General features: G+C 51.7%; 11 protein-coding genes, 3 pseudogenes and 1 other annotated feature. Of the genes and pseudogenes, 10 read left to right on the forward strand and 4 right to left on the reverse strand.

The features are described from left to right. Window positions 1-36 precede the first annotated feature (36 nt). Window positions 37-525 (reverse strand): DUF995 domain-containing protein, encoded by a 489-nt coding sequence (locus ED661_RS09610; RefSeq protein WP_122073691.1) that lies wholly within the window; start codon window positions 523-525, stop codon window positions 37-39. Window positions 526-1,018: 493 nt separating this feature from the next. Between ED661_RS09610 and ED661_RS09615 the strand changes: the two genes are divergently transcribed. The 4 genes and pseudogenes from ED661_RS09615 (at window position 1,019) to ED661_RS09635 (ending at window position 10,039) form a co-directional block, all read left to right on the forward strand. Beyond that, complete coding sequence (locus ED661_RS09615) at window positions 1,019-4,444, forward strand: glycosyltransferase (protein ID WP_122074091.1); 3,426 nt, start codon at window positions 1,019-1,021, stop codon at window positions 4,442-4,444. Window positions 4,445-4,458: 14 nt separating this feature from the next. After that, complete coding sequence (locus ED661_RS09620; protein WP_254054805.1) at window positions 4,459-7,005, forward strand: DUF3131 domain-containing protein; 2,547 nt, start codon at window positions 4,459-4,461, stop codon at window positions 7,003-7,005. Between the two features lie 975 nt (window positions 7,006-7,980). Next, a pseudogene (locus ED661_RS09630) lies at window positions 7,981-8,868 on the forward strand (IS5 family transposase). Window positions 8,869-9,058: 190 nt separating this feature from the next. Then, on the forward strand, window positions 9,059-10,039 hold the full coding sequence (locus tag ED661_RS09635) for a calcium-binding protein (RefSeq protein ID WP_254054806.1): 981 nt from the start codon (window positions 9,059-9,061) through the stop codon (window positions 10,037-10,039). Window positions 10,040-10,167: 128 nt separating this feature from the next. Here ED661_RS09635 and ED661_RS09640 read toward each other — a convergent pair. Further along, window positions 10,168-11,397, reverse strand: a pseudogene (locus tag ED661_RS09640) (IS3 family transposase). Next, window positions 10,993-11,109, reverse strand: a sequence feature (AL1L pseudoknot). It overlaps the preceding pseudogene by 117 nt. Window positions 11,398-11,456: 59 nt before the next feature. Between ED661_RS09640 and ED661_RS09645 the strand changes: the two are divergent. From ED661_RS09645 to ED661_RS09655, 3 genes and pseudogenes are all read left to right on the forward strand, one after another. Continuing rightward, window positions 11,457-11,793, forward strand: a pseudogene (locus tag ED661_RS09645) (transposase); the annotation flags it as partial. A gap of 162 nt (window positions 11,794-11,955) precedes the next feature. Further along, window positions 11,956-12,486, forward strand: coding sequence for a hypothetical protein (locus ED661_RS09650; protein ID WP_254054807.1), 531 nt, complete (start codon window positions 11,956-11,958; stop codon window positions 12,484-12,486). Window positions 12,487-13,605: 1,119 nt separating this feature from the next. Further along, window positions 13,606-14,363 (forward strand): IS5 family transposase gene (locus ED661_RS09655; RefSeq protein ID WP_122073694.1). Its coding sequence is split into 2 segments (ribosomal slippage): window positions 13,606-13,927 and window positions 13,927-14,363, totalling 759 coding nucleotides; the frame shifts between segments, so codons are not numbered across the junction. A gap of 448 nt (window positions 14,364-14,811) precedes the next feature. Here ED661_RS09655 and ED661_RS09660 read toward each other — a convergent pair. Continuing rightward, window positions 14,812-15,225 carry a hypothetical protein gene (locus ED661_RS09660; RefSeq protein ID WP_122073695.1) on the reverse strand — a complete coding sequence of 138 codons (414 nt, stop codon included), beginning with the start codon at window positions 15,223-15,225 and terminating at the stop codon, window positions 14,812-14,814. A gap of 426 nt (window positions 15,226-15,651) precedes the next feature. Between ED661_RS09660 and ED661_RS09665 the strand changes: the two genes are divergently transcribed. After that, complete coding sequence (locus ED661_RS09665) at window positions 15,652-17,622, forward strand: TonB-dependent siderophore receptor (RefSeq protein ID WP_122073696.1); 1,971 nt, start codon at window positions 15,652-15,654, stop codon at window positions 17,620-17,622. Window positions 17,623-17,656: 34 nt separating this feature from the next. On the opposite strand, the gene ED661_RS09670 is transcribed toward ED661_RS09665, so the two are convergent. Beyond that, window positions 17,657-18,046, reverse strand: a complete 390-nt coding sequence (locus ED661_RS09670; protein ID WP_371412424.1) for a MarR family winged helix-turn-helix transcriptional regulator — start codon at window positions 18,044-18,046, stop codon at window positions 17,657-17,659. Window positions 18,047-18,228: 182 nt separating this feature from the next. On the opposite strand from ED661_RS09670, the gene ED661_RS21920 reads away from it, so the two are divergent. Next, window positions 18,229-18,537, forward strand: coding sequence for a DUF2218 domain-containing protein (locus ED661_RS21920; RefSeq protein WP_256385555.1), 309 nt, complete (start codon window positions 18,229-18,231; stop codon window positions 18,535-18,537). Between the two features lie 124 nt (window positions 18,538-18,661). Then, a complete protein-coding gene (locus ED661_RS09680) occupies window positions 18,662-19,561 on the forward strand; it encodes a siderophore ABC transporter substrate-binding protein (RefSeq protein ID WP_122073699.1) in 900 nt (299 codons plus the stop codon). The last annotated feature ends 3 nt before the right edge of the window (window positions 19,562-19,564 follow it).

The raw sequence follows: 19,564 nt of genomic DNA on the forward strand, positions 1-19,564 counted from the left end.
GTGTAAAAAGGAATTGCTATTTAGGTTACCTTGATACTATCTAAACCCAAGTTTGGAGCGTGTAGCCATAACTTCTGCTTTAAACCTGTATCCCCTAACAAGGCCAGAATACTGGTCAACAGGCCACCAATCCTCACTTCCAGGCCAACTCCGCCAGAGTTGCCCCCAGCGATCCTGGATGTGGGCAATACAGGTGCTGCCGCCGGGGCTTGAGCCCGCCTGCCTGTCGTTTGGCCAGTACCAGGTCAAATCCTGACACAGGTTTCCTTGAGCATCGATATTCCAAGTTCCTGCTCCCAAGCTGTCACTGCTGTCCTTGCACCAAGCTCTTACCTGTCCACCTGGGGAGAAATAGATACCTCCATCGCAACCGTTGTCCCAAAGGTCAGTTTTACCAGAGTACGCCTTTGTTATCTTTGAAATATTGGCAGGTTTAGCTCCCCCAGGGAGAGAATCCGCCATCGTAGCAGTCGAGGCAAACACTGAACAACCTATCACTATAAGGGCTTTGCCGAGCGACCGCATAATACTTCTCCAATTTGAACTAAACTCTTCGAATATGTAAAAGCCACTGAAGCAAGGTCAAGCAATTTTGGCGAGACAAACTGTTTCCAAAATGGTGACTGCGATTGGTTTTCCCACAGCTGCTGAGCTTTGCTGAGTCGCATTATAGATGATGGGCTCTAGTAGAGGTGTTTTGCAAACAATGTCAGGGTATCTTAGGCATTGTTCTCTTAGCGCCCCCTCCAGACCCTGAAAAAACCTAAAAACACGTTAAAAAGCGAAAGAAATTTGACTGAAATTGGCTTAAAGTCAAAATGAGCTGATTGAAGCAGCATTTTGATCTGCGTTTGAGTTTCTGTGGGGGACGCTCAGACGGTTTGTCTCGCTGAGGCACGATCTTTATGCACCTGGGGTGAGGAGTGCTCGTGTCGCGAGCGATTGGAATTTCATGTGCCTGTTCCGCACATGAAGCAAACTTAGAATGGCTGGTTTTGCACTCTTTGGAGGGCTCATTATGAAGCGCTATACGTTTCATAGTGAGATGCTGCCGTCTGCAGCGTCTGCAACCAAAGTCTTTGAAGATCCGGTTCAGCGGCGTTCAAAGCGCGTTCGTCGGATCTTTCTTCTTTGCCTCATTGGGCTTTCAGCCTGGCTTTGGTTTTTTGTCAAGGATCTAGGTGTCTGGTCCCCGTTCTCCACCTTGGAACCTGGTCGGGAAGTTGCGCACCAAGATGAAAGCGTGATTACGCTTGAACACAAACACTCTGCCTCTCATGATCATGTCATTCAGACCCAAGCCCCGACATCGGAAGCCTCTGAAACTTGCAGGCCGTTTGAACAGCCCGTTTTTTCTGCCATGGCTGAATCTGCGTTTACACCCAGGTTGTTTGCTCACCTGCCCATTGCTTATGAATGGGCACATCTTTCGCTTGCGGATGAATGTGCCCGTCCGAGTGTTCTTGTTCCTGAGTGGATCACGCTTGAAGTTGAAAAGAACGTTCTATCTGTGTCCTTGGCGAGCAATGATACGCGTCTTGCTGTCACAGAGTATGTTGCTGAAACAGAACGAGCAACTAGCTTGCTTCCTGTTGTATCGCTGAACACATCTGGAATTCCGGACCATCTCGTAGATCTATTGGTCGAAAAAAACAGCAAAGCTGCAACCGTTGCTTCATTGGCTGAAACGCTAACCGCCTTGAACGCACAGGGAACCTGTCTTGATTTCAATACTCTTAAGGTCGACGACATGCAGCGTCTTGCGCCGTTTTGGAGTGAGTTGACAACCCAGTTTCGAACAAAGGGTTTGGTCTCGTGTATCGTTTTGAACCCCGAACAAACGCTTTGGCTACAGCCTGACCTGATCCAGGCATTTGATCAGGTCATTTTAAAAATGTTCCAAACCCCTTGGGTCGGGTCTGCGCCAATGCCGTTAGCGTCTGATCAATGGTTTGAAAGTACTTTGGGCCAAGCGGTACAGGGAATTGGACCAGAACGCCTGGTTGTAGCTCTTGGCAACTTTGCAGTGGATTGGACTTCAGGGACGGCGATGCCCGAAACATTGTCCTACTCAGCGGCGATGCAGCGAATTGGAAAAGCTGAGGCCGAAGTGCAATTTAGCTCCAAAACATCCAACAGTTTCAGTAGGTTCACTGACGGCAAGGGGATTCTACATAAGATTTGGATGCTCGATGCCGCGTCAGCTCACAACCAGCTTGCGGCGGTCCGGAAGCTGGGAATCGCAAATGTTGCCGTTTGGTCTCTGGGCCAGGAAGATCCTGGCCTGTGGAAAGTACTTGCTGGAGAGCTTGAGACTAAGGACACATTGAGTGCGCAGCTGGCGATGGTCGATTTGCAAAACTATGTGGACTACGCCGGTAAAGGTGCGTTCTTGCGTATCAAAGCGGAAGCAAATGTTGGTTTTCGCCAAACCAGTTTTGATCTCGTGAGCGGTCGGCTTACTGAGCAAACGTATAGCACCATCCCCACTCCCTATTCGGTTGAGCGTTATGGCAAGCCGGAGGCCAGGAAATTGGTCCTAACATTTGATGACGGCCCGCATCCGGAATACACCAAGGATATTCTGGACATTCTGCGAGATACCAACACGCCTGGCTCCTTCTTTGTGCTTGGCCAAAGCGTTATGAATGCTCCCGATCTGTTGAACCGTATCGTTGATGAAGGGCACGAAATCGGTGCACATAGCTTTTCGCACCCTAGAATGGATCAGATTTCGGAAACACGGTTAGAGCTCGAGTTCTCTCTCCTAGATCGTATAGTTGCCGGAGTCGCTGGTCGCGGATCCCTGCTTTATCGGGAGCCATTCTTGCGAAGCGGTGGCCCCATCAGCGCGGCTCGGGTTGCTTCATTGATGGAAGCTCAAAAGCGTGGATACATCATTTCGGGCATGGATATTGTTCCCAAGGATTGGGAGGGCTGGAGCAGTGAGAAAATCGCGTCCTATGTAATTGAGCAAGCGGAAATGGGGGCAGGTAATGTCATTTTGTTGCATGATGGTGGTGAGGATCGAAGTGCTTCAGTTGCGGCCCTGCCTTTGATCATCAATGAGTTGCGTTCAATGGGGTTTGAGTTCACGACTTTGGCGGATCTTTTAAGTACCACTCCAAGTGCATTGATGCCGATACGAGAAGGAGCCTATCCAATTTTTGACAGGATTACTTTTTCCGCCGCCGCAACTGCGAAGGATGCAATTGTTGTTATCTTTTGGATTGTGCTGTGCATCGGTGTAATCCGATCTGTCGCAATTATTTTGATGGCCTTGGCAAACCGTCGCAACAAAACGATTGAGTTTGACAATGACCCTAAAGTGGCGGTGATCATCCCCGCCTATAATGAACAGGATGTCATTGCTAAGTGTATTGAGAGCGTGCGTGCCTGCACCTATGGGAACTTGGACATTATTGTCGTTGATGATGGGTCTACGGATAACACTGTTGCTGAAGTCCTTAAGTTTAAAGAACGAAGCGAAGTGCATCTTGTTTCTCAACCCAATCAAGGGAAGTGGAGCGCGCTCAATCGTGCTATCATGATGGTCGACGCCGAATATGTTGTTTGCATCGATGCTGATACACAGATCAGACAGGATGCAATTGATCATCTAGTGAAGCACTTTGATGACCCCAAGGTTGGGGCAGTGGCTGGCAAGATCATGGTCGGAAACCGGACCAATCTGCTGACGCGCCTTCAGGCCTATGAGTATGCAACCTCGCAGAACATTGACCGCAAGGCATTTGACATGATCAACGGCATACTTGTAGTGCCTGGGGCTATCGGGGCCTGGCGTGTCGAAGCGCTGGAAAAGGTTGGATTGTATTGTTCTGAAACCCTGACTGAAGACACTGACCTAACAATCCAGGTCAACCGGGCTGGGTACAGGGTAGTCTATGAAAAACTCGCGCGCGGCTATACCGAAGCACCCGAACGGGTAGGGCAACTCTTGAACCAAAGACTCCGCTGGTCTTTGGGCATGTTTCAAAGCGCATGGAAGCACAAGGCGGCAATACGAGAAGGACGCTCGATTGGTCTGATCTCAATCCCTGATATGTTTGTCTTTGGTTACTTCTTCCCGCTACTCGCCCCAATCGCAGACCTGTTCATCGCGGTATTGGTCTATTCTCACTTTTCTGGTGGCTGGACTGGGGATGTGGGCTCATCCCTCGACCCCAACCAAACCAAGTTTCTGTGGGCCTACCTGACTTTGCCTGCGCTTGAATTCCTGATTGCCTTCTTTGCCATTTCCACCGATCGAGAAGAAAGCAACTGGTCTCTGCTTCTTTTCCCTTTGCAGCGTGTGTTTTACCGTCCGTTGCTATATTTCTCGGTCATGCGGGCGATTTTGCGAGCTCTGACCGGGCGTTTGGCCAATTGGAACTCGCTCAAACGACAAGGGCGAGACTACCAGTTGGCGACACATAATCTATGAATCGAAGAACTCTGTTGAAATCGGCTGTTACCGGCCTGGCTTTGCTTCCCTTCGGAGCAGGGTCTTCACTGGCCGTTTCGTCTGTTCAACAAACTATTGTTGTACTGTCTGGAATAAATGAGGAGACATCCTTCCCACATCTGATTGCGGTTTTGGATGCGTTGTCAGATCAGAACATACCTGTTGTTTGTGCCATCTCACCATTTGACTCCGCACAGCAACAACACGGTGCAGCTAGTAAACTGGCCCAACTCTTGCAAGGATATCTGCTAGGTGGCAGCAACATTGAGATTGCTCCCTACCTTCCCGATTTGACAAATCAATCACCTCACTTCCAAGCACGATCATCTTTTGAAGCTTCTCAGGCATTGCAACGGTTGCTTCTACCTTTAAAAGGAACAACCGTACGTAACTCAATCCGGACAGTTGTTTGTGATGACTCTGATAGTCCGACTGCGCCCACTGGAGTGCGGTCAGCTGGAATTCTCAATGTGCTTGTGCTGCCGAACGAAAACAGCCCAGTCCAATCGCAAACATGGGATACGGGTACTGTACGGCTGTTTGGTGGGCAAAAGATTTCGCTAGGCTCATTTCAACATTTGCTTACAGTGCAAGAAGCAAACAGCAGTCAGCGAGTGATTTATCTTTCAGCACAAGAATTCTCCCAATACCCCATCAATGAAATAGAGGTCGCCGCAAATCAGTTTTGCTCTGAGCTGTCACAAGCGGAGTTGGACGGGGTTCTATCCCTTGAACCTGCCTCGGATCTGCAGTTGCGCAACAATTATGAGTTTAAGCGACACTTGTGCTGTCTTCTGGTTCGCCCCGCAGAAAACGATGCACCGCTATTGTCGTCCTATACTGAATTTAGGGCTACGCTCACTAGGATGGGGGTGGCGTTCACAGAAGTGAACGACCCTGGCCACGATCCTTTCGGTTCTCTTCGGGGGTTCTGGGTCCCCTCGGATATGACGCAAATTCAAGCAGCTCAGGGTCTGGCTTGGCCCAAGATGATTCCTATAGAAATCCCCAAAGTCCGACCAGATAGGGCTATGATAATCCAAACCACACGTCCACTTGGTTCTGGGGTTGGAATCGTTTTTCGCGCCGCCGAACATGGTCAAACGGGCTTTGACAGCAACGGTCTATTGAATGCTATCGAACTTAAAATCCACTCCGAAAACTCGATCGGGCAGCTGCAGCAGGCAGTCGGCGGTATGGATGACCTGATCATTTCCATTCACCCTTCCTTTCTGCTCTCTCGTCCTGTTCGCAACACGTTTTTTGAGCTGGTCTCACAGCTTTTGAACGATGGGGTCACCACGTCTCTGCCTATTGATCAATTCGTTCGATTTCGAGCACCGAAAGATCCAATTTCGTCGCGTAGACGCAAAGTCTCTGCAGCGCAACCGGCACTAAGGCAGCCCAGAAAGCCCCTGAAACGTATAGAAAAAGATAAGCTAATGGAGGATGCACAAGTTGCGTGGCGGTATTTCACCCGTTTCACAAACAGGAAAACCGGGCTGTGTCCCGCCACGGTGAATTCAGCACCAGGTGGGCGCCTGCATGAGACAGTAACCATGTGGGATGTGGGGAGCCACATAAATGGACTAATTGCAGCAACACAGATTGGTCTGATCGACAGAAAGAAGTTTGAGAGTTCCATCAATAAAATTCTTCCGAACATCATTGGCCGCACCTCGCAGGAACGGCGTTTGCCCCAAGGTTGGATACGTACAGATCGTCATAAATGGGGTAACAAGAATTTTGATGGAAGTGATGCAGGACGCCTGTTGTCTTCACTCGACAATCTGCGCCGGTTTGGTGGGTTTGAAGACCAACTCGAAGAACTAGTGGCGTCCTGGAGCCTGCAAGACATCATAGTAGACGGAAAAATCCATTCAGTTTTAGATGGAGAACTGACCTCATCCTATGTGTCCCACAGTGCCCACTATTCGGCATTGGCCTTTCGCAGATGGGGTCTAGGCGTCCAATCCCCCTATGAGGTTTTGAAAGGGACTTCAGAAACAGATGATCAAACTGCATTGCTAGAGGCGGTTGCCAAAATTGGTCCCATTGGGGCTGAACCGCTGCTGTTAGAAGCGATGGAAATGGGCATGTCCCGCGAAAGTGCCTATCTTGCAGATGTCCTTTTTTCGACCCAGGTCGAGGAGTTTAATGAAACAGGTCGCTTGATCTGTGTCTCTGAAGGACCAATCGATCGGAATCCTTGGTTTACCTATCAAGGTCTTCAGCTCGATACGGAACAACGGACCTGGGCAACAGATACTGTCGGTAAGGAGCCAGAATATCGGACACCCGATTTCCGAGAAAACTTCTTGGTAATTAGTACAAAATCAGCCTTTCTATGGAATGCCTACCAACGCCATGAGTATTCGGACAAACTTTTGAACTTTGTCCGAGAAACATCAAAAACAGGAAATGGTTTTGCATCCTCCTCTTTTGTCAAAACTGGGCGCCCAACTGAATCTTACTCTGATCTAAATACCAATGGCGTAATTCTCCAGGCTCTAGCCCGTCACCTCGGAGTGGCAGGCTAGAGGGTAGGGGGTTAGGTATTTACGCAGGTGCTGGTTGATATCTCGCCCGGTAGAACTGGATACCCCCTTTGCGGATTCAAAATAACTGTTTGAATTCCGGTAATCCTGTTCATGCAGGCGTCAGAAAATCCCTCTCCAACTGAACGCCCTCCAACATAGATATCGAGCCATTCGTACCCCTGATAACCGCTATGGCAAGGTCCGTTTTGCGGGTTGTTTCCATCCCCACACAGATCCTCCACAATTGCGTATTTACGTAGGTTTTGCACATAGAACCTCGTCCCAGCCGGGTAATCCATAGTACTCTGGCTCCCTCGCTTCACATGACCCACAGCCAAGGTTATGGGGTCGTCATAGGTTCCCGTGCCTCCAGCAGAGCGGTGGATGACGGGGCGAGCGATCCGTGCAGATCCTCTGGGAGTATTATCCCAGTAACTGTACCCAGTAAGGAAAACGGTCATGGATGTTTCTCCACCGGCGGACGAGACACTCCCGCCAGTAACTTGCGGCGCTTCAATGTCTGAAAGAGAACGCTTGCTAACTGCATTTTCCGCTCGGGAAGTAAGTTCTGTTCCAGTGCTGCAAGCTGAGAGTGCGAGTGAGGCAAAAGTGGAGGTGACGAATTTTAGTGGGATATTTGACATTTCTTGACTCCGATAAAAGTTAAGGCTGAGTGTGAGTGTTTCCAAACCGTGACCAGTATCGAATTAGAAAGTTTATTATTGAAAAAGCCGGCATATATAAATGAATAAATATTGATGTAGTGCTTTAACCTTCAGTTACTTCTATTGCGTCAAAATTAAATTTAACAACTCCAGTAAAACTCTCACTTCCAGCGGGTTAACGTAAAGTTTTTTGGACGCCAAATTTTGGAAAAATTTTATCTTTGGAGAATGGGGTCTCGCAAATTGGGCTCAGGACCAATTGATTTCCGTTTGGCGGCTTAATTTGCCGCGTTCAAGACGAGCGGTGAATATGTCAGATCTATTCTGATTAAGAGACGAGCAGATGGTGCGTCTGGAGCCCTTCTACCCAAAGCCCTACGGCAAACCTCGCGTTGATGACAAACGTGTTTTGAGCGGGATCATCTTCATCAATCGCAATGGCTTACGGTGGCGCAACGACCCTGCTGTCTATGCTCCACACAGTGAAACGGGACCGTCGCCCTTTCGAGGCGGCGTAAGCCAGGGGAACGCTCTACAACCTCTTGAAACGGTGGAGCAACAAAGGCATCTTCGCACAGATGATGGTCGGTCTGGCTGCCGATCTCGGCGAAGAAAAGACCATGATGATCCCTCTCGGGACATCACCTGCGTGATACTCTGCCGGGCAGAGGACCCGACCTATCTGAAAGCTCACCGTACAGCGACCAGCATGGCCGCGAAAAAGGGGGAGGGCGTGGACGTCTGATTGGCCGGAGTTTGAAGGATCAGAATTTGATCCGGGGGATCAAATACCCTGAAAACGGGCGTCATGAACACCAAACTGCACACCATCTGCGACAGCCAGGAACGTCCTACCGACCTGTTCGTCACAGCAGGACAAGTCAGCGACGACATCGGCGCCCGCGCTTTGGTGAGTAGTATGCCTACCCTCGAATGGCTGCTCGGGGACCGAGGATACGACGCTGATTGGTTCCGAGAAGCATTGAAAGGCAAAGGGATACGCGCCTGCATCCCGGGTCGGAAGCAACGCAAGAAAATCGTGAATTGTGACAAGCGCCGTTACAAACGTCGCAACCGGATCGAAATCATGTTCGGCAGGCTTAAGGATTGGCGACATGTGGCCACCCGATACGATAGGTGCCCCAAGGTATTCCAATCAGCAATCGCCCTCGCGGCTCTCGTCATTTACTGGCTATGAGTCCTGCCCCTAGATGAGGGGTGACTACAGTGGTTTGAAAGTGAAAATCCAGAGACAATCCAAAACAGTTCCGTCCACTGTTTACATAACTCTTCAAGTCTCCTGAAAATCAGTAAGAAAACACGATTTCAAAAAGGTCAAAATTTCGGCAAAATAGAGGTGAATTTTAACCGTCAGGGAAGTTACTCCAATGTTAATGCTTGCTGTACTTGGGTTCACACTAGCCGCCGGTGCTTTGATCTCAATTTCCGATGATGATGACTTCACAGAGTCTGATACGGGTGGTGGTACTGACACTGGAGGTGGCTCCGATACGGGAGGCGGTTCCGACTCGGGTGGCGGCGGTATAGACAGCGAAGATGAAGAGTTTTACGGCGGCGCAGAGGACGACAATGTTTCTGGAGCTACTGGCGACGACACTCTTTATGGTGGTGCTGGCAATGACACCCTCACCGGTGGTGAAGGAAACGACGGGCTTGACGGAGAGGATGGAGAAGACAGTCTCGACGGAGGTGATGGTCTTGACGTCCTTCAGGGGGGGTACGGAGATGATGTCCTCGTCGGCGGATCCGGAAATGATTTCCTTCAGGGCGAATCTCAGGATGACACTCTGAACGGTGGAGCTGGCGATGATGGGCTTCACGGCGGGAACGGAGCTGATCATCTAAATGGCGGCATTGGGGATGATCTACTAAACGGCGCTTCGATCGAGATTGAGGATAGGCTGTTGGATGAATGGCTTACAAGCTTTGAACCTAGCCAGACAACGACAAACATTGGCAGTACTGAAGACGCAATTGTTGATGACTTTATTGGCGACACGCTTGATGGCGGGGCTGGTGAAGACACTCTGATTGGAGGCGCATTTGATGTGCTTACAGGCGGTGCGGATGCCGATGAGTTTGTGGTGGGTGACTGGTCAACTAGTGGATATGTCGCAACAGTGACTGACTTCGATACAAGTGAGGACATGATTATGTATCGTTATGATGAGACTGGCTCTGAACCAGAAATCTCTATGAACATGACTGCCAATGAAGACGGGACAACAAACGTCGAAATACTTGCAAATGGACTGCCAGTGCTAAACTTGGAAAACGTCGCAGATGATTTTGACATTTCCACTCACCTGGGAATGGTTGCAACTTCGATGGCGACCCCTTCGACCTAAAAAGGGAGGAGGCGTGCTTCGCTGAAAAGTTATCGATTTGCGGTTAGTCCGTTCCTTGTAAAGGAGACTGACGATTAAGCGATCAAGTGAACCGCGCCGGTTTTTCCGGATACTGTTGAGTTCGTATTTCAAGCTGCAATTTTGTCTGATTTCAAGGCTTGTTCATACTGCTCCTCTGTTTCGATTGGCGTGATGTAGCCAAGAGGTTCTAGCAGGCGCTCCTTGTTGAACCAATCGACCCATTGAAGGGATTCCCATTCGACCTGATCTTTGGATTTCCAAGGTCCAAGGCGTTTGATGACCTCCGTTTTGAACAGGCCGATGATCGTCTCGGCCAGCGTGTTGTCATAGCAGTCCCCCACACTGCCGACGGGCGGTTCCAAACCGGCGTCAGCGAGGCGTTCAGTTTATTTGATCGACACATTTTGGCTGCCGCGATCGGAATGATGGAAGAGCTTCTTAGCTGGCCTGCGCGCATGGATCGCCTGTTCGAGAGCATCCAGAACAAATTGCGTGTCCTGTGTTGTTGATGCCTTCCAACCGACGATCCGGTTGGCAAAGGTATCAATGACGAACGCGACATCGACGAACCCACGCCAGGTCGAGACGAACGTGAAGCCTGACACCCAAAGCTCGTTTGGCATTGAAGCCCTGAACTCGCGATTTACCTTGTCCAGCGGGCATTGATCCGCAGGCTGACCACAGGTCGTCTTGATCTTCTTGCCGCGCCTGGCGCCTTGAATGCCGAGTTGCCGCATCAAACGCTTAACCATGTAACGAGCGATATCAATCTTCTCGCGTTTCATTGCATGCCACAGCTTTCTTGCGCCGTAGACAGATCGGTTTTTCGTCCAGACGTTCTTCATCTCCTTGCGCAGATACGCATCGCGCTTAGCACGCTCAGAAGCCCGGTCAGGATTACGTTCAATGGCCAAGCGTTCATAGAAAGTCGAAGGGGCGATTTGCAGAACGCAGCAGATCGGCTCGACCCCATGCTCCCCTCGAAAGTCTTTGATGAAGGCAATCATTTGCGAAATGGGCGGTCGAGCTCCGCCTGTGCAAAATAAGCAGACGCCGTTTTTTAGGATCTCATTGGCCTGACGCAACTGCGGGTTCTCGCGCTCAAGTTCCTTGAAGCGATCTCGCGCAGCCGTTGTCACGCCATCGCGTTTGCCGGTACCCATCTCATCCTGCTTGACCCAGATGCGCAAGCTGTCCCTGCTGCACCCAACTTTCTCAGAGATCGACAATATTGCCGCCGATCTGCCGGCGTATTCTCTCTCGTGATCCAATACCATCCGCACCGATCGGGCGCGCAGTTCCTCTGGATAGCATGTTCCGTTCTTCGTCTTTCCCATGACCCAGTATCCTTACTTCTGGGTCTCCGGAAAACAAGAGGCAGTTCAATGGCCTGCATGCGTCCATGTTACCAGAGTTGCTCAACCAAATCCCATCAGAGCAGGACATTGGAGCAGTCACCGCCGATGGGGGGGATGACACGCGCAAATGCCACGATGCGATTGCTGCCCGAAATGCCCATGCCGTCATTCCGCCGCGCAAGAATGCCAAACCCTGGAAGCCAAACAGCGCGGGAGCCATTGCCCGGAAGGAAGCAGTCAATGCGTCGCGATACCTTGATCGCTCAATCTGGAGAAGGTGGAGCGTATATCACCGTTGAAGCCGCCTCGATACCAACCTCATCCCTTAACCGCTACACCGCCCTTGGCATACCTGTCACTGAGGTAGTAGGCTAAGTCCGTCTGGGGAAAGGGGAAGATCGACCTTCACCCGATTGGTGCAACAAAGCCGAGTGCCGTAACAAAGATGTTGAGGAAATTCACAAGACGAGAATCGATCTTAATTGGAAATATCTGTTATCTTGCATTGGGCTGAAGTTACAATGTTTGAGAGGGTCATTGCGTAAAAGGAAGAACTTACTTTTTCTCTTGTTGATCATTGGTTTGGTTCTACTATTGTGGCTACCAAAAGAGCGCCGCATGACTGTGTTCTTAACTGGTTACAGTTTCTGGGACAACACCCCACCTGGATCGGCAATTATTGGTAGGCCTGTAATCCATAAAACCGCTGGCGGTATTGGCACATTCCTGGACCCGATTACACTTGCTGTGGGGTGGCGTATTCATTTTGGATGGCACTTCGAAGACTTCGAGCCAGGGACACGATTTTATATCCCAAAGCTGCGAAAGTATGCGATTGTTGAAGACCTGTGCGGTGATGGTAACCAACCACAAAATGGACCTTGCCACTCAGGGTGGAAGGGGCATATTTGGCTCGATATCTACGTGGACGGTAGTTCAACGGGAGCAGAGGTGGCTAACAAGTGTATGGAACGGTTGACTGGTATTCAAGAGGTCTTGCTTAACCCTCGAGCGGGCTACCGTGTCGTTGCAGGTCCAATAGCAGAGACAAGTTGCCTAGTATTTTGACTGCGAAAGAAGTTTTGTTTTTTTCAAAGAAAAAGAAGGCGGCGTTCAGTATGTGCCATTTTCGAAAATCCCTCCTTAGATCGAGGTTGTTGCACAACTCTGCTTAGAAACGATCAATATCGTGAAGTCATCCGTTTACACGGGCTGTATGAGCAAACCATACGCCAGCCCGCCAGCGTCCAATCAGCTGCTCCATTTACATTGTTCCAAGCACAAGCGAGACGCACTGTTGATCTGGGTGAATACAGGTATGGCCTATCTCGCACCGCAGTGTTCCACATCTCTGATAGGTGGCAGATGTCCTTGTTTGCCGGGCCTGGGTCCATTCCGTTCTGGACACGCTCGGCCCATCATTCGCGGAGCTTTAGAGCGTCGTTTCGCGAAATCTGATCAATGGGAATCGGGATTGGGTTACGGCGCCCGTCTTTGGGTGCCACCAATTGAAGGAAATTGGCCACGGCCTTGTCGCGCGGGTTCTTCCAGCGTTTCAGTTGTTGAACGGTTTTCTGGTGTGCCTGGTGTGGGTCAGCCCATAATATTCATCTCTCAGTTCGGTGAGGGTGGGCATGGTTTCGGCCTCTGACAGGCAATCTGTGTGGAGCGATTGGGGCACCTGTGAAACGGGCTGTCCATCGGCCCCAAGCACAAGCCTAGAATTGCGTTTAGGAACGCGCTTTACCCAGTAGTACCGGCCACGGTCATTGATCACACCCAAACCCTGTTACTTCGCACGTCTTCGGAGCTTATCGCGCTCTAATGTTGCGGGAATTGTTGCGGGATTGGGAAATACCGGTCAACCGGCCTAAAAGGGCATTCTGGTAGAGTGATTGAAATTAGGCCTATAAAAGAGAAAAGGCTCGACGGAAAACGTCGAGCCTTATGAATTCTGGCCCACTTGAGAGCCTTCAGTCCTTCCAACCTTCATTTGAAATTAGTTAAAATTATCATTCCGATATATCGGTATCGGGGTGGAATTTCCGGAGAAATGTTACGGGATTTGTTACTGGCAATCTTGGCCGACAACCAGTTCAGATACGCAGCCATGAAAGAGGCTAGGCTCAGGACCCATTGATTTCTGTTTGGCTACGTGATGCATCGCGTTCAAAACGAGCGGTGAACATGTCTGATCTTTTCTGGTTAAGCGACGAGCAGATGGCGCGTCTGGAGCCCTTCTTCCCAAAGTCCCACGGCAAACCTCGCGTTGATGACAGGCGTGTCTTGAGTGGGATTATCTTAATCAATCACAACGGGTTACGGTGGCGCGATGCACCCAGGGAATATGGACCACACAAGACGCTCTACAATCGTTGGAAGCGATGGAATGACAAAGGTATCTTTGCCCAGATGTTGGTCGGCTTGGCCGCCAACCACGGCGAAGAAAAGACGGTCATGATCGATGCAACGTACCTCAAAGCCCATCGCACAGCGTCCAGCCTTTCGGTGAAAAAGGGGGACGTGGACGTCTGATCGGGCGCACCAAGGGCGGCATGAACACAAAGTTGCATGCGGTTTTTGACAGTCAGGGACGCCCTTTGAATCTGTTTGTCACTGCTGGTCAGGTCAGCGACTACACTGGTGCGAGGGCGTTGGTCTGCAGTCTACCAAATGTCGAATGGTTGCTGGGTGATCGCGGCTATGATGCCGATTGGTTCAGAGAAGCGTTGAAAGACAAAGGGATACGCGCGTGCATCCCAGGCCGCAAACAGCGCAAGACAACTGTCCGATATGACAAGCGCCGCTACAAACGTCGCAATCGGATTGAGATCATGTTTGGCAGATTGAAGGACTGGCGCCGTGTGGCGACGCGGTACGACAGGTGTCCCAAAGTCTTCCTCTCAGCAATCTCTTTCGCCGCTTTGGTCATCTATTGGCTATGAGTCCTGAGCCTAAGGACTAGCCTCCTCGCTCAATATGTTTCTAGGATCTTGAAAGGGGAGGGGCTTCACAAGTTTGGAGCGGGTAACGGAAGGCAAGTGCACGAGTGAAGGAGGTGAAAATGAATGTTTTACAATAGAATGGTCTTCGATCTCGTTAGGTGGTAGTTGCCTTTGTTGAGGGATTTGTTGAACCTGAAACGGTTGATCTTGAAGCCGAAAGCACTAGGACACTATTAGTGGTAGTAGTGCTGCCCAGCGCTACTGGTTTTCCAAAAAAGCGCTGGATACTGGCCTCAAGTGGCCTGTCTCAGCTACCAGCCCGAGAACAACCAAACAAAGAAACTCAATGCAGAGAGGCCTATCATGGTGTTGACAGCTGTTTGGACACGTCGGGGAGACGTCGCCAAGGTCGTACCAATGTCACAACCACAGTCTGGGCAAGTTGGTATCACGGATGCCTCACACACTTTGCATTGAAGGTATGCCGAACCCACAGCCTTGCCAGGTTTGTCATCCATTTCCAGGCTGGCAAAGAGACCCGCCTGATGGCAGCCATGACAGATGGCATCCGAATGGAAATGGTCAAATTTGCCTGTTCCCCGGTGCGTGCAATATTGGCGGCGGTGCCGCGCGCTCCGTTTGGACCAAGGTCGCAGTGCTGGTCAGGGCAAACTCCTGCGATTTCCAAATGCTCATGACGTGAAAAGAACCGAATACCCGGACCTAACCTGGCGAGCTCAAAAACCCAGGCGGCGAGGCCAAAGCCGGTGTCCTGCTGCTGGATAGCCGCCAACTTGGCAGCCGAAGTGGTGGGAAAGAAGCCATCTTTTATAGGATCGTGCCGAAAATCCTCAGTTTCCACCCATCGGTCCAAGTGTTCTTCATTGTTGGGTTTTCATTTGCCTTGGAGGATTTTTCAATCTTCGCGCGAACAAAAATGCCCCCGGAATAGTCGGGAAAAAATGACGTTCACACCAATGCGGTTCGAGACTGGGGCCTGCTCAGGCGGGTCTGGTTTCGGTCTTAAAGGTCTGTGTAGGGCTCTTTGAGGTAAGGTCAGTATTTTGTGTGGCGCAGGTTCAAAGGTTCGCCCATCAAACAAACCACAGGGAGCAGTTGAGAGCCAATAGTCGACACGAAGAACACCGCTAGGGCGATATCGTGTGTGAAAACTCACTAACATGCACTTGCATGTGATAGCGGGTAAGCATAAAACCGCTGACGAAAATGCCTCGCCAGCCCCGATTCAGGGCAAGCCCAGCACCAACCTGAATCCTTGGGGACTAACATGGCTATCCAAATTGCCGCGCTGCGCGCCCGTCTTTTGTGCGGGACTGCGCTTACACTTATTTCTGCACTGCCTGCCGTCGCACAGGAGCTTGAGGGGGATGTCATCTCTCTCGATCCGATCCTGGTGCGCCAGCAAGATGAAAAGGGCAATGCCGCCGACCGCGCTTCGTCGGTCTATGTGGCGGAGGCTGAACTGGAACGCGCCCGGATGGGGGATGTTAAAGACCTGTTTGCGGGTATCGCCAGTGTCTCGGTCGGCGGTGCTATCCCGGTTGCGCAGAAGATTTTTGTCAACGGCATCGATATGTTGAACCTGGCGATCCAGGTGGATAGCGTGTCGCAGAACAATCGGGTTTTCCACCATCTTAGCGCCAATGCCTTTGATCCTGGCCTGATGAAATCTGTGCGAGTTGATCCCGGTGTCGCGCCTGCAGATGCAGGCCCGCGGGCTATGGCAGGCCGTGTGGTCATGGAAACGGTGGATGCCGCAGACATCCTGACAGAAGGTCAGAGCGTCGGAGGCACCGCACGTATGAGCTACGGTGACAACGGCGGAACGACACAGGGCTCGTTGACCCTGGCTGGAGAAAGCAACGGCTTTGAAATCGTTGCCTATGCCAAACGCGCTACCGGTGACAATTTTGAGGACGGCGACGGCACCGAGATGACCGGAACCGCGGCCAATATGACCGCAGGCCTGCTGAAGCTGGGCTACGAATCCGAGCAGGGGCACCGGGTTGATTTCTCTGCGCAGCAGATTGAAGACGAGGAATGGCGCAACGATAAGCCGAACTTCGGCCCAAGCTCAGGCGGCACATATGCCTATCTGATCAAGCGCTATAACTATTCTTTGCGCTATGAAAACGTGAACAACACTGGCCTGTGGGATCCCTCCGCAACCCTTGGCTATTCGGGCACTGATGTCGACCGCCCGAATGATGCCTGGGCCGGGTCTACCAATTCCACCTCGCGTACCTACTCTCTGGTGCTGCAAAACGAATTCCACCTGTCTGACAGCAACAGCATTACCGCCGGTGTCGATTTCCAGAACCGCAAGACCTCGATCTCTGGCTCTTGGGTGACACCGGATTCCGCTTCGGAAGAATCTGACAATATCGGCATTTTTGCCCAGGCGCGTCTTGAGCCGACGGATCGCCTGAGCCTCTCTGCCGGCATACGCTATGACTGGCAGGATTTTACCGGTTATCAATGGCTGCCGACCGATACCATTCATAGCTCCTCCCATAGTGGTGCCAGTGGGAATCTGTCAGTGGTCTATGACCTCACGGATAACGTCTCACTGCGGGCAGGATACTCGAATGTCTTTGGTGGCCTGGACCTTGGTGACAGTTTTGAGTTCTGGTTGACTCGTGATTATTCTGGCCTGCGGCCGTCTCGCGCGCAGAACATCATCATCGGGGCTGACTGGACCCCGGGCGCCTGGACCATCAGCAGTGAGTTGTTCAAGACAAAATTTGCTGATGCGCGAGACGGTACCAGCGTCGTTGATTTTGAAAGTCAGGGTGTAAACATCGGTGCGACCTATGGCTGGGCCAGCGGCTTTGCGCGTCTGACCTATGCCTATAGCGATGCCTCGCTCGATGGTGCCCCGTCGAGCAACTTTGATCTGCGGGACTTTGGCGCACCTTTGGGGCATGTCCTTGCTGTCGAAGTGCAGCAGGAACTGATGCAGTATAACACGCTGGTGGGTGGCAGCATTGAAACGGCAGCATCCTATGACGCTGGCGGATCTTACGCGGGCCAAGAACTGCCTAGCTATGTTGTCGCCAATGTCTTTGCCGAATACTCACCACCTGCCTGGAACGGCGTGACCATTCGCGGCAGCATCAACAACCTGTTTGATGAAACCTATGCGGATCGGGCGACCTATGGGGGCGAATTTGCAGGCTTCCAGACTTTGAATGAACCCGGAAGATCTTTCGTCGTCGAAGCAGTGATGAAGTTCTAAATCTCGGCACTCGCTGCCCTGGAGCCAGATGGTTTCAGGGCAGCAGTTTTATCAGCAGGCGAGACAGGGCATAGGCCTCGTCGGTTGTCATATGAGGACCAATTTCGCTTTGCATCGCACCCCAGTAGACAGGCCAGATCCGGGCGTGCATACCCTTGCCCTGCTCGGTCAGAAACAGGATCTGCTTGCGGCGTCCATCAGCAATGAACTCGCGGCGCAGCAGCCCAGCTTTTTCCATCCGGGCAACATGTCGCGACAGCGCATATTGGGCGACAAAGAGCTTGTCTTCCAGGGCGGCCATGGGCTGGCCATCGGGGCCAGCCAGCTCGACCTCAAGCAGGATTTCATACCAGATCGGATCATTGATGCCGCAGCTCTTTAGTGCCTTGGCAATACGGGGCAGGAATTTGCGTTGGGCACGCATGATGTTGAACCACACACGATTGTAGGAAACGACAGGGGTGTTGTCTCCGAAATAATCTGCACTGCTGGAGTGTTCTTCTCTGGCCGTCATAGGGAAACCTACTGGTTGTACCGCGGCTATTCTAGTCGGCTATGAGGCCGAAGTTCAACACCCCGAATGAAAGAAAAACAGGGAAAGACAGAATGTTAGTAGCCAATTCTAGCCAGGACGACACATCAAGAACCGAAACGAAATTCCGCTCCGCCGGATACCTCGCTACAATGGCAAATCATTTCTCGCGGAAAATCGAAGTGACTGAGGTCGAAGGTGCACTGCATTTGCAGTTCATCTGTGGGCTTGCGGTGCTTCGGGTGACCGAGAACACCTTGCATATCCGCATTGAGGCGCCCTCAAAAGAGGAGATGCAGCAGACTTGTCAGGCGGTCGAAAGCCATCTGTTGCGTTTTGCTTTTCGCGAAGAGCCTGAACCTCTGGTCTGGTGCGACCTGTGACGGAGCTCTGGCCTTTGCCTGCAGCCCGGAAGCGCTGGACAGGGCAAAAACAATTCAATAGTCACATGACGAAACCCCTGCAGAGCCAGCTTCGGTCAGCCATGCAATATTGATGGAGAGATCAATGTTGAAATCGCTGATAACCCTGGCTGCACTGGCCTGCAGCACTGCCGCCTTTGCCGACCCTGTCGAGATCCGGACCTATCGTGGGACAGAACAGGTTGAAGCCCTGCCTGAAAAGGTGGCCGTTTTTGATGTCGCCGCATTGGATACGCTTGCCGCCTTGGGGGTGAAACCCGCCGGTGTCATTGGTAATCTCTATGTTGATTACTTGGGCGAGGTGGCACAGGGGGCCGAGGTCGTGGGGGCCTTGTTTGAACCCGATTTTGAAAGCATCAATGCGCTGGCGCCAGACCTGATCCTCGCTGGGGGCCGTTCTTCTACCCAGACAGAGGCGCTGGCGGAGTTTGCCCCAACCCTGGATATGACCATCTATGGCGATGACCTGATGGGCGTGGCGCTGCAACGGCTCGAAGACTATGGCCGCCTGTTTGACAAAGAGGCCGAAGCGACAGCCCTGCTGGACAGTTTTCAGGCCAAACTGGATCAGACCAAATCCCTGGCGCGCGGCAAAGGCACTGCGCTGATCGTGATGACAAACGGTCCCAAAATCTCTGCCTTTGGCGCCAATGGACGCTTTGGCTGGCTACATACCACGCTCGAGGTGCCGCAGGCTGCTGCCGATCTGGGGTTGAATGCACACGGCGAGGCGGTCTCGGCTGAGTTCATCCGCGACGCCAATCCAGACTACCTGTTTGTCGTCGACCGCCTGTCGGCCATTGGCCAGGGCGGCGAGGATGCAAAAGCCACGTTGGACAATGATCTGGTACAGCAAACCACGGCCTGGCAGAAAGGCCAGGTGGTCTATCTGGATGCAGCCAGTCTCTATATTGCAGGCGGTGGAATACAGTCGATGAACCGGGTGCTGGACCAGCTGATCGCAACCTTTGAGGCGAATGGCTAACCC

The sequence above is a fragment of the Pseudophaeobacter sp. EL27 genome (assembly GCF_900313025.1).
GTDB lineage: Bacteria > Pseudomonadota > Alphaproteobacteria > Rhodobacterales > Rhodobacteraceae > Pseudophaeobacter.